The organism is Streptomyces sp. NPDC026246, assembly GCF_055567995.1.
The window spans coordinates 395,559-411,249 of the sequence record NZ_JBVHPJ010000001.1 but is presented as its reverse complement, the minus strand read 5'-3'; the positions used below and the strand labels follow the sequence as shown (position 1 = coordinate 411,249).

The following is a 15,691-nucleotide window of genomic DNA, read 5'->3' as shown; positions in this document are numbered from 1 at the left end:
GCCGAACGGTCGGCGCGCGGACCCTTGCCGCTGCAACTTCCATACTGTAGACAATATTTCGTCGACACAAGTCGTGCACGAGCCGACGGCGGGCCGTACGGCCGCCGTCGGCCCCCACCTCCGCGGTATCCCTCAAACCGAACGGAGTGCCTTCGTGAAAGTCGCAGTTCTCGGTGCCGGTGCCATCGGCGCCTATGTCGGCGCCGCGCTCCACCGCGCGGGCGCCGACGTGCATCTCATCGCCCGTGGACCGCATCTGGCGGCCATGAGGCGGCACGGAGTCCGGGTGCGCAGCCCGCGCGGTGACTTCACCGCGCACCCCCACGCCACCGACGACCCCCGCGAGGTCGGCCCGGCCGACTACGTCTTCCTGGGCCTGAAGGCCAACGCGTACGCGGCGTGCGGGCCGCTCGTCGCGCCCCTGCTGCACGGTGGCACGGCCGTGGTGGCGGCCCAGAACGGCATTCCCTGGTGGTACTTCCACCGGCACGGCGGCCCCCACGACGGCCGCCGGATCGAGAGCGTGGACCCGGGCGGCGCGGTCAGTGCGGTGCTCGCGCCCGAACGGGCCGTCGGCTGCGTCGTCTACGCGGCGACCGAACTGGAAGGGCCGGGCGTCGTACGGCACTTGGAGGGCACCCGGTTCTCCGTCGGCGAGCCCGACCGCAGCCGCTCGGCGCGCTGCCTCGACTTCTCCGAGGCCATGCGGGCGGGCGGCCTGAAGTGCCCGGTCGAACCGGACCTGCGCAGTGACATCTGGGTCAAGCTGCTCGGCAACATCTCCTTCAACCCGATCAGCGCCCTCGCCCGCGCGACCATGCGGCAGATGTGCCTGCACGGCGGCACCCGCCGGGTCATCGAGATCATGATGACCGAGACCCTCGCGGTCGCCGAGGCCCTGGGGTGCGAGGTCGGGGTCTCCGTCGAGCGCCGGCTCGCGGGCGCCGAACGGGTCGGCGACCACCGCACCTCCACGCTCCAGGACCTGGAACGCGGCAAGCCGCTCGAACTCGACGTCCTGCTCGCGGCCGTCGTCGAACTGGCGGAGATCACCGGCGTGGACGTGCCCACCCTGCGCACCGTGCACGCCATCTCGGACCTGCTCGCGCTGAGGAGCGCCGCATGAGGAAACGCGACCGGACCCCCAGGACCTACACACGGCTCACCCACCCGCTCGTGAGGGACTCCCGCGAGGAGCCGTTCCGCCGCGCCACCTGGGAGGAGGCCCTGGACCGGGCCGCCCGCGGGCTGGAGCGCAACCGCGGAGCCTTCGGCATGTTCTCCTGCGCCCGCGCCACCAACGAGATGAACTACGTGGCGCAGAAGTTCGCCCGGGTCGTCATGGGCACCAACAACGTCGACTCCTGCAACCGCACCTGCCACGCCCCGAGCGTGGCGGGGCTGTCGGCGGCGTTCGGCTCGGGCGGCGGCACGTCGTCGTACGAGGAGATCGAGCACACCGACGTGATCGTGATGTGGGGCTCCAACGCCCGCTTCGCGCACCCCATCTTCTTCCAGCACGTGCTGAAGGGGATCAGGAACGGTGCGCGGATGTACGCGGTGGATCCGCGCCGGACGTCGACCGCCGAGTGGGCCGAGAGCTGGCTCGGCCTGAACGTCGGCACGGACATCCCCATGGCGCACGCGATCGGCCGCGAGATCATCCACGCGGGACTCGTGAACGAGGCGTTCGTCGAGCGGGCCACGACCGGCTTCGAGGAGTACCGGGCCCTGGTCGAGCCGTGGACGCCGTCCCTCGCCGAGAAGGTGACGGGCGTGCCGGCCGCGGCGATCCGGGAGCTGGCCCACGCCTACGCCCGGGCCGAGCGCGCCCAGTTGTGCTGGACGCTCGGCATCACCGAGCACCACAACGGCACCGACAATGTGCGCGCCCTGATCAACCTGTCCCTGCTCACCGGGCACGTGGGCCGCTGGGGTTCGGGGCTGCAACCGCTGCGCGGGCAGAACAACGTGCAGGGCGGCGGTGACATGGGCGCGATCCCCAACCGCCTGCCCGGCTTCCAGGACCTGCTCGACCCGGACACCCGGCGCAAGTTCGAGGCGGCCTGGGACACCGTCATCCAGCCCCACTACGGCCTGAACCTCACCGAGATGTTCGAGGCCATGGAGGACGGCAGCCTGAAGGCCGTCTACTGCATCGGCGAGAACCCGGCCCAGTCGGAGGCCGACAGCGAGCAGGCCGTTCGGCGTCTGCGGGCCCTGGACTTCCTGGTCGTGCAGGACATCTTCCTGACGAAGACGGCGGAGCTCGCCGATGTCGTGCTGCCCGCCACGGCCGGCTGGGCGGAGACCGAGGGCACCACCACCAACAGCGAACGGCGCGTCCAGCGCGTCCGCCGGGCCGTCACCCCGCCCGGCGAGGCCCGTGAGGACATCGACATCCTCTGCGACCTCGCGGCCCGCCTCGGCCACGACTGGAAGTACGCCGACGCCGAGACCGTGTGGAACGAGCTGCGGTCGGTCTCCCCCGACCACCACGGCATGACGTACGAGCGCCTGGAGGAGCACCAGGGCATCCAGTGGCCGTGCCCCAGCACCGACGGGCTCGAACCGCCCTACCTGCACGGCAGGTTGTGGGACCCCGAGCCGGCCCGGCGCGGACGGCGCGCGCCCTTCGGGATCGTGCAGCACGACCCGCCCGTGGACCTCACCGACGAGCGGTACCCGATCCGGCTCACCACCGGGCGGCGGCTCGACTCGTACAACACCGGTGTGCAGAGCGGTGGTTACGCCTCCCCGCTGCGGCGCGGCGAGTACGTCGAGCTGAGCCCGGAGGACGCCGAGCGCTACGGGGTGGTGGTCGGCGAGCAGGTCAGGGTGACCTCGCGGCGCGGGTCGGTGACCGCGCCGGTGTGGGTGGACACCGCGCTGCGGCCCGGGCTCGCCTTCATGACCATGCACTTCCCCGACGAGGTGGACACCAACGCGCTGACGATCGAGGCCAACTGCCCGATCGCCGGGACGGCGGAGTTCAAGGCGTCGGCGATCCGGATCGAGAAGCTGCCCATCGCGACCATCGTGGGGTGACGCACTGTGGACCTGCACTTCGGTGACGGCAAACCGACGGACGAGGAACGGGCGGCCGTGGACGCCCTGCTCGGGCCTCCCGAGTCCTCCTGGGAGGGCGCCGCCCGCGACGAGACACGGGCCGCCGATCTCCGGTGGGCCCGGGGCGGGCGCGAGGCCCGGGACCGCCGCGAGCTGCTGCTGCCGGGGCTGCACGCGATCAACGACCGGATCGGCTGGATCAGCGAGGGCGCCCTCGGCTACCTGTGCCGCCGGCTGACCGTGCCGCCGGCGGAGGCGTACGGGGTCGCCACCTTCTACGCCATGTTCTCGGTGCGGCAGCGTCCGGCGACCGTGCTGCACGTGTGCACCGACCTGGCGTGCGCGGCGGCCGGAGCCCAGGAGCTGTGTGCCGGGATCGAGGAGCGGCTCGGTCCCCGGGGCGGGGTGGAAGTGGAGCGCAGTCCCTGCCTCGGCCTGTGCGAGCGCGCCCCGGCGGCACTCGCGATCAGGGCCGGGGACCCGGTCCGCACGGCGGTCGCGGCCCCGGCGACGGTGGCGGGCGCCGTGCTCGCCGCGAGCGCCCCGGACTCGGCCCCCGAGGAACCGCCCGCCTCGATGGCGGTGCCCCAGGCCGGGCAGGAAGGGCTGTTGCTGCTGCACCGGGTGGGTGTGGTCGACCCGGCGTCCCTGGACGACTACCGGGCCCACGGCGGCTACACCGCACTGCGGCGGGCCTTCGCGCTGGGACCGGCCGGGGTCATCCGCGAGGTCACCGACTCCGGTCTGCTGGGCCGGGGCGGTGCCGCCTTCCCCACCGGGCGCAAGTGGCAGGCCACCGCCTCCCAGCCGGACCGTCCGCACTACCTCGTCTGCAACGCCGACGAGTCGGAGCCCGGCACCTTCAAGGACCGGGTGCTGATGGAGGGCGACCCGTACGCACTCGTCGAGGCCATGACCATCGCGGGGTACGCCACCGGCGCCCACCGGGGCTACCTGTATCTGCGCGGCGAGTACCCGCGCGCCCTGCGCCGGCTGGAGCACGCGATCGGGCAGGCCCGGGCCCGGGGGCTGCTGGGCGACGACGTCCTCGGCCAGGGGTACGCCTTCGACATCGAGATCCGGCGCGGTGCGGGCGCCTACATCTGCGGCGAGGAGACGGCCCTGTTCAACTCCGTCGAGGGCCACCGGGGCGAACCCCGCTCGAAGCCGCCGTTCCCGGTGGAGAAGGGCCTGTTCGGCAAGCCGACCACCGCGAACAACGTGGAGACGCTGGTCAACGTCCTGCCGATCCTGACCATGGGCGCCCCGGCGTACGCGGCGATCGGGACGCAGGGATCGACCGGGCCGAAGCTGTTCTGCGTCTCGGGCAGTGTGGAGCGGCCGGGCGTCTACGAGGTGCCGTTCGGCGCGACCCTGGGCGAGGTGCTGGCACTGGCCGGGGTGCGGGACGGGTTGCGGGCCGTCCTGCTCGGCGGGGCGGCCGGCGGTTTCGTCCGGGCCGACGAGACCGGCATCCCGCTGACCTTCGAGGGCACGCGCGAGGCGGGCACGACCCTGGGCTCCGGCGTCGTGCTGGCCTTCGACGACAGCGTGCCCCTGCCCCGGCTGCTGCTGCGCATCGCCGAGTTCTTCCGCGACGAGTCGTGCGGGCAGTGCGTGCCCTGCCGGGTGGGGACCGTGCGGCAGGAGGAGGCGCTGCGCCGCATCGTGGACCGCACCGGGGCCGGCGCCGCCGGGGACGTCGCCCTGCTGCGGGAGGTCGGCCGCGCGATGCGGGACGCCTCGATCTGCGGTCTGGGGCAGACCGCGTGGAACGCCGTGGAATCCGCCATCGACCGTCTGGGGGCGTACGAATGACCGTGACACCGCTGGGGATCCCGCGCCGGATGCTGGAGTTCACCCTGGACGGGCAGGAGGCCCGGGTCCCGGAGGGCTCGACGATCCTGGACGCGTGCCGGGCGGCGGGCACGGACGTGCCGACCCTGTGCGAGGGCGACACCCTGCGGCCGAAGAACGCCTGCCGGGTGTGCGTCGTGGAGGTGGAGGGCGCCCGCACCCTCGTCCCCGCCTGCTCCCGCAAGGCCGAGCCGGGCATGCGGGTGCGCACCGACACCGAGCGCGCCCGGCACAGCCGCAAGGTCGTCCTGGAGCTGCTCGCGTCCTCCGTCGACCTGTCGACGACTCCCGGGGTGGCCGGGTGGCTGAAGGAGTACGAGGCGAAACCGGACCGCTTCGGCCCGGACGCGGCCCGCCTGGACGAGGAACCGCGGATCGACAACGACCTGTACGTCCGGGACTACGGCAAGTGCATCCTCTGCTACAAGTGCGTCGACGCCTGCGGCGAGCAGTGGCAGAACACCTTCGCGATCGCGGTCGCCGGGCGCGGCTTCGACGCGCGGATCGCCGTGGAGCACGACGCGCCGCTGACCGACTCGGCGTGCGTGTACTGCGGGAACTGCGTCGAGGTGTGCCCCACGGGCGCACTTTCCCCCAAGTCCGAGTTCGACATGCGCGCGGCGGGTACATGGGACCCGTCGCGGCAGACGGAGACGACCACGGTGTGCGCGTACTGCGGAGTGGGCTGCAACCTGACGCTGCACGTACAGGACAATGAGATCGTCAAGGTCACCTCGCCGCACGACAACCCGGTGACCCACGGCAATCTCTGCATCAAGGGCCGCTTCGGCTACCAGCACGTACAGAACCGGGACTGATCTGGACATGGGACGAGTCACGGAACGACGCAAGGTGCTCCGCATCCGGGACGGGGCGGTCTCCAGCCGGCCCGACACGCTCGTCGCCGAGGAACCGCTGGAGATCCGGCTGAACGGCAAGCCCCTGGCCATCACCATGCGCACGCCCGGGGACGACTTCGCGCTGGCCGCCGGGTTCCTGGTCAGCGAGGGCGTGCTGGCCGGGCGGCAGGACCTGCGGAACATCGTGTACTGCGCCGGGGCGACGGCCGACGGCTCGAACACCTACAACGTGGTCGACGTGTCGACGGCCCCCGGTGTGGTGGTCCCGGACATCACGCTGGAGCGCAACGTCTACACCACCTCGTCGTGCGGCCTGTGCGGCAAGGCGTCGCTGGACGCCGTCCGCACGACGGCCCGCTGGCCGATCGCCGACACTCCCCCGGTGCGGGTGACGCCCGAGCTGCTGGCGAGCCTGCCCGACCGGCTGCGCGCGGCCCAGCGGGTCTTCGACCGGACCGGCGGGCTGCACGCGGCCGCGCTGTTCTCCGAGGAGGGCGAGCTGCTCGACGTCCGGGAGGACGTGGGCCGGCACAACGCGGTCGACAAACTGGTCGGCCGCGCGCTGCAGGACGGGCGGCTGCCGCTGTCGCGGGCGGTCCTGCTGGTGTCGGGCCGGGCCTCCTTCGAACTGGCGCAGAAGGCCGTGATGGCCGGCATCCCGGTGCTGGCCGCCGTGTCCGCGCCGTCCTCCCTGGCGGTGGACCTGGCCGCCGAGACGGGCCTGACGCTGGTGGGGTTCCTGCGGGGCGCCTCCATGAACGTGTACGCGGGTGAGGGCCGTATCGCCGTGCGGACCGCGGCCGCCCAGGGTTGAGACCGGCCCCCTCCGCTACACGGCGGCGGGGCCCCGACCGGCGGGGAGCGCCCCCTGCGCCGCAGGGGCCCCGTCTCGGCCCGTCCGCCTCAGCCGGCGATGCCGGATATCCGCCGCAGCATGCCGGTGAACTGCTCCCGTTCGGCCTGCGACAGCGGCGCGAGGAGCTCGTCGTTGGCGGCGCGGGCCGCCTCCTCGCAGCGCTCCAGCAACCTGCCTCCCGCCGCGGTGAGCGACACGGCGTTCTTGCGGCGGTCCTTCGGGTCGGGTTCGCGCACCACCAGGGCGGCCGCCTGCAGGTCGTCGAGGACGCCGACGAGGTCCTTGGGGTCGAGGCGGACCGCCCGGCCCAGATCGGCCTGCGCGACGGGGGCGAGGTCGTGGACGGCGGAGAGCACCACGTGGTGCCACATCCGCATGTCCTCGGCGGCCAGCGCCTCGGCCACCAGGGTCCGCCCGCGGGCGGCGGCACGGCCCAGCAGCCAGCTGGGCAGGGAGCGGATCGCGGGCAGGGGGGCTTCCGACATGGGCGCAGCCTAACCAGGTAATCGTTGGGTGTTCCTATGATCCTCCGATACCGTTGGGCTCCCCAACGATTTCGTTGGGCCCACCAACGGTTCCGGAGGTGTGATGCGCCGCGTCCGCTACGACTGTCCAGGCGGTCCCCTGTACGTCGAGGAGGCGCCGCTCCCCGAGCCGGGCCCCGGGGAGCTGCTCGTGCGCACGGAGGCCGTCGGCGTGACGCTCCCGGTCGTCCGCAAGGTCGCCGAGGCCGCGGAACCCGTCCCGCTGGGCGGGGAGATCGCCGGGGTGGTCACGGCCGTCGGCGCGGGTGTCTCCGACTTCGCCACCGGTGACCGCGTGACGGGACTCTGCCTCGGCCACGGCTACGCCGACCACGCGCTGCTCCACGAGGCGATGGCCTCCCCGGTCCCGGACGAGGCGGGCGCGGTCGACGCGGTGGCCCTGGTCCGCAGCGGTCTGGTGGCCCTCGGCGCCCTGGAGGCGGCGCGCCCCGAGCCCGGTGAGGCGGTGCTGGTCACGGCCGCCGCGAGCGGGGTCGGCCATCTGGCCGTGCAACTGGCCAGGACACGCGGCGCGGGACGCGTCGTGGGCGCCGTCTCCGACCCGGGCAAGGCCGACTTCGTGCGCGGCCTCGGCGCCGACCACGTCATCTCCTACGGTGACGCCAGCTGGGGCACCCCCGTCGACTACGTCCTGGACGCCGTCGGCGGGGAGTTGCTCACCCGGGCCCTGCACGCGCTCGTCCCCGAGGGGCGGCTGGTGGCGTACAGCTCGGGGGGCGGCGCCATCCAGGCGTACGACCTGCTCGTGGGCGCGAAGTCGGTCATCGGCTTCCAGACGGCCCGGGTCGCCCGCGGCAGGCCCGAGCTGTACGAGCAGTGGCGCCGGGAGCTGTGGCGGCTGTTCGCGGCCGGCGAGGTCCGGCCCGTCGTGCACGGGCAGTTCGCCCTGGAGGACGCGGCGAAGGCGCACGGCGAGATCGAGGGCCGGTCCAACCTGGGCAAGGTCGTCCTCGTTCCCTGACCCGCGTTCCGGGGGGATCAGCGAAGCCACGCACCGTCCGCGACCCGCGGGCCGGGCAGGGGAACGCCGTTCCGGGTGACCGGGCGGACGTCCTCGGGTCCGGTCCCGCTCGTCCGGCCGGCGCACTCCTCAAGGACAGGTCGCCCCATGCCGTCACGCCTTCGTTCCCCGCTCGGTTCCGCCCTCACCGCCGTGGTCGCGGCCGGGGCGCTGATCCTGCCCGCCGGTCCGGCCCAGGGCCGGCCGGCCGCCCCCGAGCCGGAATTCACGCAGCGGGTCCTGTTCAAGGCCGGCCGGGACCCGGGATACGCCTGCTTCCGCATCCCCGCGATCGTGCGCACCCCCCGCGGCACGCTGCTGGCCTTCGCCGAGGGCCGGGTGCTCAACTGCGGTGACGCCGCCGACATCGACATCGTCGTGAAGCGTTCCACCGACGGCGGCCGCACCTGGGGCCCGCTGCGGGTCGTCACCGAGGGCGCGGGCGACACGCACGGCAACCCGACGCCGGTCGTGGACCGCCGCACCGGCCGGATCCTGCTGGCCCAGACGTACAACAGCGGGCGCGGCGACGCCGGCACCTGCGCCACACCCTGCGACCGCACCCCGCACGTGCAGTACAGCGACGACGACGGGCGGACCTGGTCGAGGCCGCGCGACCTGAGCGGGCAGATCCGGCCCGCGCGGTGGAACGCCTGGTACGCCACCGGACCCGTGCACGGCATCCAGCTGACCCGCGGCGCGCACGCCGGCCGGCTCGTGCTCGGCGTCAACGCCGAGACGTGGGACGGCTCCCGCGTCACCGCCAACCACGCCGCGCTGATCGTCAGCGACGACGGTGGCGAGCACTGGAGGATCGGCGCCACGGACACCTGGCCGGCCGCGCCGGACGGTGCGTTCCGGCAGAAGCCGTCGGAGATGACGCTCACCGAACGGGCCGACGGGGCCGTCCTGGTGAGCGGCCGCGAGCAGGACGGCACCGATGCCGGCCACCGCTCCCAGGCCCTGAGTGCCGACGGCGGCGACACCTTCGCCGCCCCCTTCCGCGCCCTCCCGGACCTCTACACACCGCAGGTCCAGGGTGCGACCCTGCGCCTGGGCGACCGGTTGCTGCTGTCCGCGCCGGCCGACCCCGACCGCCGCCGCACGATGATGGTCCGCTCCTCCTACGACGGTGGACGCACCTGGGAGAGCGTGGACCGCGGCACGCTCGTCACGCGGGACTGGTCCGGCTACTCCGACATGGCGGCGGTCGACGACCGGACGGTGGGCCTGCTGTACGAGGGCGGCGCGGCCGACGCCCGCGACGAGATCCGGTTCGCGCGCTTCACGGAGGACTGGCCGGCGCCCCGCAGGGGCGCCGACCCCACCACCCCCGACACGGCACCGGGCGCCGCCGCGGCGGCCGTCCTGGGCGGTGCCCGGCGGACCGGCGGGGTGCGCGGCGGCGCCCTGTCCTTCGACGGTGCCGACGACGCCGTCCGGCTGCCCCATCGCGCGCGACTGGCCCTCGGCGAGGGCGACTTCACCGCCTCGCTGCACTTCCGCTACACGGCGGCGGCCGGGGAGCAGCCGTTCCTGTGGATGGGCGGCACCGGCGGCGCCCAGCCCCAGGTGTGGCTGCGCGGGGAACCGGCGGGCGACCGAGTCCGGGCGCTGATCACCACCCGCTCGGGAGCCACCACCGTCCGGACGGCCTCGGTGTCGGCCGCAGGCGCCCGCAACGACGGCCGCTGGCACCACCTGGCGCTGCGCCGCGGCGGCGGGCGACTGACCCTCTTCCTCGACGGCGACGCCCGCACCACCGCCGACGTACCGGGCTCGGTCAGCCGCAACTCCCCGTTCGGGGTGCACATCGGCCAGCGCATGGACAGCCGCGCGTTCCTCACCGGGGCCGTCGACGACGTCCGGGTGTGGAACCGGGCGCTGTCCGACCGGGAGTTGGCCTCCGGCGCCGCGGGCGCGGCCTCCCGGGGCACCGTGCTGCACCTGCCCATGGACCGGGTGAGCGGGAGCAACTAACGTCACGCGACGTGCCGGACGACACGGACGCAGCACGAGCACGGCAGCGCACGGGCACCGGGATCGGCGTCCTGCTGGCCCTGGTGCTCGGCGCCGCGCTGCTCGTCGCCCTGCCGGAGGACGACGGCCCGGACGACGCGGCCTGCCGGGCCAGGACCGTCGCCTCCTGGCGGGTGGACGACGGCCTCACCGGCGAGTTCGCCCGCTACGGCGACGACGCCGTGCGCACCGACGACTGGACCGGCGCCGACGGCACCCACTCGGTGCGGCTGCCCGACGGCCGGGTGCTGTGGCTGTTCTCGGACACCTACCTGGGCCGGGTGCACGGCCCGCCCAACCCCGTCGGGGAGCCCGTCGCCTGGCGGGACGCGAACGCGCCGATGGTGCGCAACTCGGCGGTGCTGATGCGCGACGGGCGACTCGAGTCGACCCTGCCGGCCCCGCTGTTCGCCGACCCCTCACCCGGCCGGTGGCGCTGGCCGGTCGCCGCCCGCGTGGAGCCCCGCTCCCCCGGCTCCGCCGAGCAGGTGGTCCGGGTGCTGCTGTGGGTGCGCACGACCGGCCAGGCCCCCTGGATCTACGGCGTCCCGACCGCCACCGAGGTCGCCACGCTGTCGCTGCCGCGGCTTCAGCTGGAGTCGGTCGTCGAGGTGCTGGACCAGAGCGGTGTGCCGGATCCGTCCCGGCGGGTGCTGTTCGGCACGACCCTGGTGGCGCGGGACGGCTGGACGTACGTCTACGGCGGCGACGACGGCCGGCCCGCCGCCCGCCCCGCCTCGCACGCCTACGTGGCCCGGGTGCCGCGGGGCGCCCTCGCCGACCCGGCGGCCTGGGAGTACTGGAGCGGCGCCGACTGGGTGCCCGCGGCGCGGCCGCGTCCGGTGCTCGGGGACGGGCGGCGCAAGGGCGTGGGCAGCGCGTTCTCGGTGGTGCAGGACGACGGGACGTACGTGCTGTTCACGATGGCCACCGGGGCGAAGGGCCTGACCACGGTGGCCTCCTACTGGGCCTGCTCGCCGGAGGGGCCGTGGCACGGCCCGGCGAAGGAGTTCACCCCTCCGCTGCCGCAGGGCGGGGTCGCGGCCTACAACCCGCAGGCGCACCCGGTGCTGAGCGACGCCGGGCGGCTGGTCCTGAGCTACGACGTCAACTGGCTGGACCTCGCGGACGCGGCGGACCGGCTCAGCCGGAACGTGTCCCTGTACCGACCGCGCTTCGTGACGCTGCGGCTGGCTCCGCCGCGCTGAGCTGCGCCTCCGGGTCCCGTGCACGCCGCTTGGCGATCACCGCGCACACGATCAGCTGCATCTGGTGGAACAGCATCAGCGGCAGCACCGCGAGGGCGGCCTGCGCGCCGAACAGGACGCTCGCCATGGGCAGTCCGGCCGCCAGGGACTTCTTGGAGCCGGCGAACTGCAGGGCGATCCGGTCGGCCCGGCCGAAGCGCAGCGCCTTGCCGCCGTACCAGGTCAGCGCGAGCATCACGGCGAGGATCACCGCCTCGACGGCGAACAGCCCGCCCAGCCGCGCGGGGCTGACCTGGTGCCAGATGCCCTGCACCATGCCCTGGCTGAACGCGGTGTAGACGACGAGCAGGATCGAGCCGCGGTCGACCAGGGACAGGACCTTCTTGTGACGGGTGACGAACCCGCCGATCCAGCGGCGCAGCACCTGTCCGGCGAGGAACGGCACGAGCAGCTGCAGCACGATCTTCAGCAGCGAGTCGGTGGAGAAGCCAGTGCTGCTGCCGAGCAGTGAGGCGGCGAGCAGCGGGGTGGCGACGATCCCGACGAGGGAGGAGAACGAACCGGCGCAGATCGCGGCGGGCACGTTGCCGCGGGCGATGGAGGTGAACGCGATGGAGGACTGGACGGTCGACGGCACGAGGGTGAGGAAGAGCAGGCCCTGGTAGAGGGGGTGCGTGAGGATCACCGGCACCAGGCCCCGGGCCGCCAGGCCGAGCAGCGGGAAGACGGCGAAGGTGCAGGCCAGCACGGTGACGTGGAGCCGCCAGTGCCGCAGCCCGTCGAGCGCCTGCCGGGTGGACAGCCGAGCGCCGTACAGGAAGAACAGCAGGGCGACGGCCGTCGTGGAGGCCCAGGAGGCCGCCTCGGCGGCCGTCCCGCGCGCCGGGAGCAGGGCGGCGAGGCCCACCGTCGCGAGGAGCAGCAGGATGTACGGGTCGATCGGCAGCCGACGGGGCCGGTGCAGGCGTTTCACGGTGCTCCACTTGCTCGTGCTGCTGCGGTGCTTCGGTGCGGGGCCCGGACGGGCCCCCTTCCATCCTGCTCCGTGGTGCGGCGATCGGGAATCCCGTACGCCGCACTCACTGCTATCGCGATCCGCGATAACGTGGGGGCGTGTACGACCCCGCCCATCTGCGCACGTTCCTGTCGGTGGCGCAGACGCTGAGCTTCACCCGGGCCGCGCGGCGGCTCGGGCTGCGCCAGTCGACCGTCAGCCAGCACGTACGGCGGCTGGAGGACGCCGCCGGGCGGACCCTGTTCAGCCGGGACACCCACTCGGTGGAGCTGACCGAGGACGGCGAGGCGATGCTCGGCTTCGCCCGCCGCATCCTGGAGGTGCACGAGCAGGCGACGGCCTTCTTCACCGGCACCCGGTTGCGCGGGCGGCTGCGCTTCGGCGCCTCGGAGGACTTCGTGCTGACCCGGCTGCCGGAGATCCTCGAGGCCTTCCGGCACGAGCATCCGGAGGTCGACCTGGAGCTGACGGTCGAGCTGTCGGGCACGCTGCACGAGCAGCTGGCGGCCGGGAAGCTGGACCTCGTCCTGGCCAAGCGGCGGCCCGAGGACCCGCGGGGCGAGCTGGTGCGGCAGGACCGGCTGGTGTGGATCGGCGCGGAGGGCCTGCGGCTCGACCCCGGCCGGCCGGTGCCGCTGATCGTCTACCCGCCGCCCGGCATCACCCGCGCGCTGGCCCTGGAGGCCCTGGAGCGGCAGGGCCGGCAGTGGCGCGTGGTGTGCACCAGCGGCAGCCTCAACGGTCTCCTCGCGGCGGCCCGGGCGGGGCTGGGCGTGATGGCCCACTCGCGGGGGCTGATCCCGCCGGGGCTGGTCCGGGTGCCGGAGCGGGCCGGACTGCCGGAGCTGGGGCAGGTCGACTTCGTCGTGGTCCACGGCCGTCGCGGGCCGTCCGCCCAGGGCGCGGCCGACGCCCTGGCGGCGGCGCTGCTGTCGGGCGGGGACCGGCTGCGCCGCAGCGGGCGCAAGGGCCTGTGACCCGGACGCGGGCGGAATCCGGCGTGCGCAGTGACGTTACGCGCCTGCGGTGCGCTGACAGAAGAGACACCTTTCCGGTGCCGCACCGGCCGGCCGGCGGGTCGTACAGATTCGGTGGAGATTACGGCACCGAAACTTACTCAACCGTCAGGAATGTGTCCGACCCTTCCCCATGTGAGCGCATTTTCCCCCGCTGACCAGCGGGGACGAGAGCCCTGCTCACCTTCCGCCCCCTCCCGTGCCCCGGTCGCGTGGGGTAGCTTTCACGGCGCTGTGCGGGGCGTCACCCAACCGAAGCGCTGAGGAGCGGGAGCGGGGTTTGCGCGAGTTCACCAACCCTCCGTCGGCGTCGGCACCTCCGGTGGGCGGTCTGGCCGACGTGGTCTTCCGCTATGCCGAGGAGGACCCGCAGCACGTCGCGCTGGGCCGCAAGGACGACACCGGGCAGTGGCGGGACGTCACGAGCGCCGAGTTCCGCGACGAGGTGCTCGCCCTGGCCAAGGGACTGCTCGCGAGCGGCATCCGGTTCGGCGACCGCGTGGCGATCATGTCCCGCACCCGCTACGAGTGGACCCTGTTCGACTACGCGCTGTGGACCGTCGGCGCCCAGGTGGTGCCGGTGTACCCGACGTCCTCGGCCGAGCAGTGCTTCTGGATGCTGTACGACGCCGAGGTGACGGCCGCGGTCGTGGAGCACGAGGACCACGCCATGACGATCGCCACCGTCATCGACCGGCTGCCGCAGCTGCGCCGGCTGTGGCAGCTCGACGCGGGCGCGGTGCACGAGCTGTACGACGCCGGGGCCCACCTCGACGACGAGGTGGTGCACCGCCACCGCCAGGCCGTCACGCCCGACTCCGTGGCGACCATCATCTACACCTCGGGCACCACCGGCCGGCCCAAGGGCTGCCTCCTCACGCACGGCAACTTCATGTACGAGGCGGACACCGTCATCGAGCGCTGGGAGCCGGTGTTCCACTCCAGGCGCGGCGACGAGGCCACCACCCTGCTGTTCCTGCCGCTCGCGCACGTCTTCGGGCGGATGGTGCAGGTCGCCGGGATCCGCGGGAAGGTGAAGTTCGGCCACCAGCCGCAGCTGAACGCGGCGGCCCTGCTGCCGGACCTCGCGGCCTTCAGACCGACGTTCTTCCTGGCCGTGCCGTACATCTTCGAGAAGGTGTTCAACGCGGCCCGCCGCAAGGCCGAGAAGGAGGGCCGCTCCGGGCCCTTCGAGAAGGCCGTGGACATCGCCATCAAGTACGCCGACGCCATGGAGGCGAAGGCCTGGGGCACCGGCCCGGGCCCCTCCGCCGGGCTGCGCATGCAGCACCAGCTGTTCGACAAGCTCGTCTACGCCAAGATCCGCGCGGCGATGGGCGGCCGCATCAAGCACGCCATGTCCGGCGGCTCGGCGATGGACCGGCGCCTGGGGCTGTTCTTCGCCGGCGCGGGCGTGCACATCTACGAGGGCTACGGGCTCACCGAGTCCACGGCGGCCGCGACGGCCAACCCGCCCGGGCGCACCCGCTTCGGCACGGTCGGCCGGCCCATCCCGGGCATGACCGTCCACATCGCGGACGACGGTGAGATCTGGCTGCGCGGCGACAACGTCTTCCAGGGCTACCTGAACAACTCCAAGGCCACCGACGAGACCCTGCACGACGGCTGGCTGGCCACCGGCGACCTCGGTGTGCTCGACGAGGACGGCTACCTCACCATCACCGGCCGCAAGAAGGAGATCCTGGTCACCTCCGGCGGCAAGAGCGTCTCACCCGGCGTGCTGGAGGAGCGGGTCCGGGACCACCCGCTGGTCAACCAGTGCATCGTCGTCGGCAACGACCGCCCCTACATCGCCGCCCTGGTGACCCTCGACCAGGAGGCCGTCGAGCACTGGCTGGCGATGCGGAACAAGCCGCGGCTGTCCCCGGCGGAGCTGGTGCGCGACGAGGACCTGGAGACGGAGGTGCGGCGCGCGGTCGTGGCCGCCAACACGCTGGTCTCGCAGGCGGAGTCCATCCGCACCTTCCGCATCCTGGCCCAGCCGTTCACGGAGGAGCACGGGCTGCTGACGCCCTCGCTGAAGCTCAAGCGCAGGGCGATCGAGAAGGCCTACGAGAACGAGGTCGAGGCGCTGTACCGGGCGTGACCGCTGCCGTACGGGGCATCCGTCGCTTCGGAATTCTCCCGTCAGGAATGCATCACGGCTCGTGATCGTTGACGATGGGAGCACACCTGACCACACACCGAAGGATCGAGAGCTCGTGAGCAAGGTCCCCCCGATCATC

At 73.4% G+C, this 15,691-nt stretch carries 12 protein-coding genes; 10 read left to right on the top strand and 2 right to left on the bottom strand.

The genetic code is table 11. The features are described 5' to 3' along the window. Positions 1 to 154: 154 nt before the first annotated feature. Genes ACZ4M5_RS01790 through fdhD form a run of 5 tightly spaced genes read left to right on the top strand, consistent with a single transcriptional unit; the run spans position 155 to position 6,600 of the window. Positions 155 to 1,126, top strand: a complete 972-nt coding sequence (locus tag ACZ4M5_RS01790) for a 2-dehydropantoate 2-reductase (RefSeq protein WP_467731993.1) — start codon at positions 155 to 157, stop codon at positions 1,124 to 1,126. Beyond that, positions 1,123 to 3,048: a molybdopterin oxidoreductase family protein gene (locus tag ACZ4M5_RS01785; protein WP_467731991.1), complete on the top strand. Its 1,926-nt coding sequence runs from the start codon at positions 1,123 to 1,125 to the stop codon at positions 3,046 to 3,048. The genes ACZ4M5_RS01790 and ACZ4M5_RS01785 overlap by 4 nt, the downstream gene beginning before the upstream one ends. A gap of 6 nt (positions 3,049 to 3,054) precedes the next feature. Next, positions 3,055 to 4,887, top strand: coding sequence for an NADH-ubiquinone oxidoreductase-F iron-sulfur binding region domain-containing protein (locus tag ACZ4M5_RS01780; RefSeq protein WP_467731989.1), 1,833 nt, complete (start codon positions 3,055 to 3,057; stop codon positions 4,885 to 4,887). Continuing rightward, positions 4,884 to 5,744: a 2Fe-2S iron-sulfur cluster-binding protein gene (locus ACZ4M5_RS01775; protein WP_467731987.1), complete on the top strand. Its 861-nt coding sequence runs from the start codon at positions 4,884 to 4,886 to the stop codon at positions 5,742 to 5,744. The genes ACZ4M5_RS01780 and ACZ4M5_RS01775 overlap by 4 nt, the downstream gene beginning before the upstream one ends. A 7-nt stretch (positions 5,745 to 5,751) precedes the next feature. Then, positions 5,752 to 6,600 carry a formate dehydrogenase accessory sulfurtransferase FdhD gene (gene fdhD / locus ACZ4M5_RS01770; RefSeq protein WP_467731986.1) on the top strand — a complete coding sequence of 283 codons (849 nt, stop codon included), beginning with the start codon at positions 5,752 to 5,754 and terminating at the stop codon, positions 6,598 to 6,600. Between the two features lie 89 nt (positions 6,601 to 6,689). Here the strand turns inward: fdhD and ACZ4M5_RS01765 are convergent, their stop codons facing one another. Then, on the bottom strand, positions 6,690 to 7,127 hold the full coding sequence (locus ACZ4M5_RS01765) for a MarR family winged helix-turn-helix transcriptional regulator (protein WP_467731984.1): 438 nt from the start codon (positions 7,125 to 7,127) through the stop codon (positions 6,690 to 6,692). A gap of 103 nt (positions 7,128 to 7,230) precedes the next feature. Here ACZ4M5_RS01765 and ACZ4M5_RS01760 point away from each other — a divergent pair, with 103 nt between their 5' ends. From ACZ4M5_RS01760 to ACZ4M5_RS01750, 3 genes are all read left to right on the top strand, one after another. Continuing rightward, positions 7,231 to 8,148 carry a quinone oxidoreductase family protein gene (locus ACZ4M5_RS01760; protein WP_467731982.1) on the top strand — a complete coding sequence of 306 codons (918 nt, stop codon included), beginning with the start codon at positions 7,231 to 7,233 and terminating at the stop codon, positions 8,146 to 8,148. 147 nt (positions 8,149 to 8,295) lie between these two features. Further along, complete coding sequence (locus tag ACZ4M5_RS01755) at positions 8,296 to 10,167, top strand: exo-alpha-sialidase (RefSeq protein ID WP_467731980.1); 1,872 nt, start codon at positions 8,296 to 8,298, stop codon at positions 10,165 to 10,167. 11 nt (positions 10,168 to 10,178) lie between these two features. Beyond that, complete coding sequence (locus tag ACZ4M5_RS01750; protein ID WP_467731978.1) at positions 10,179 to 11,414, top strand: DUF4185 domain-containing protein; 1,236 nt, start codon at positions 10,179 to 10,181, stop codon at positions 11,412 to 11,414. Here the strand turns inward: ACZ4M5_RS01750 and ACZ4M5_RS01745 are convergent. After that, complete coding sequence (locus ACZ4M5_RS01745; protein ID WP_467731976.1) at positions 11,350 to 12,387, bottom strand: bile acid:sodium symporter family protein; 1,038 nt, start codon at positions 12,385 to 12,387, stop codon at positions 11,350 to 11,352. The two genes, ACZ4M5_RS01750 and ACZ4M5_RS01745, sit on opposite strands and share 65 nt — an antisense overlap. 140 nt (positions 12,388 to 12,527) lie before the next feature. Here ACZ4M5_RS01745 and ACZ4M5_RS01740 point away from each other — a divergent pair, with 140 nt between their 5' ends. Beyond that, positions 12,528 to 13,406 carry a LysR substrate-binding domain-containing protein gene (locus tag ACZ4M5_RS01740; protein ID WP_467731973.1) on the top strand — a complete coding sequence of 293 codons (879 nt, stop codon included), beginning with the start codon at positions 12,528 to 12,530 and terminating at the stop codon, positions 13,404 to 13,406. Positions 13,407 to 13,725: 319 nt separating this feature from the next. Further along, a complete protein-coding gene (locus ACZ4M5_RS01735; protein WP_467731971.1) occupies positions 13,726 to 15,552 on the top strand; it encodes an AMP-dependent synthetase/ligase in 1,827 nt (608 codons plus the stop codon). The last annotated feature ends 139 nt before the right edge of the window (positions 15,553 to 15,691 follow it).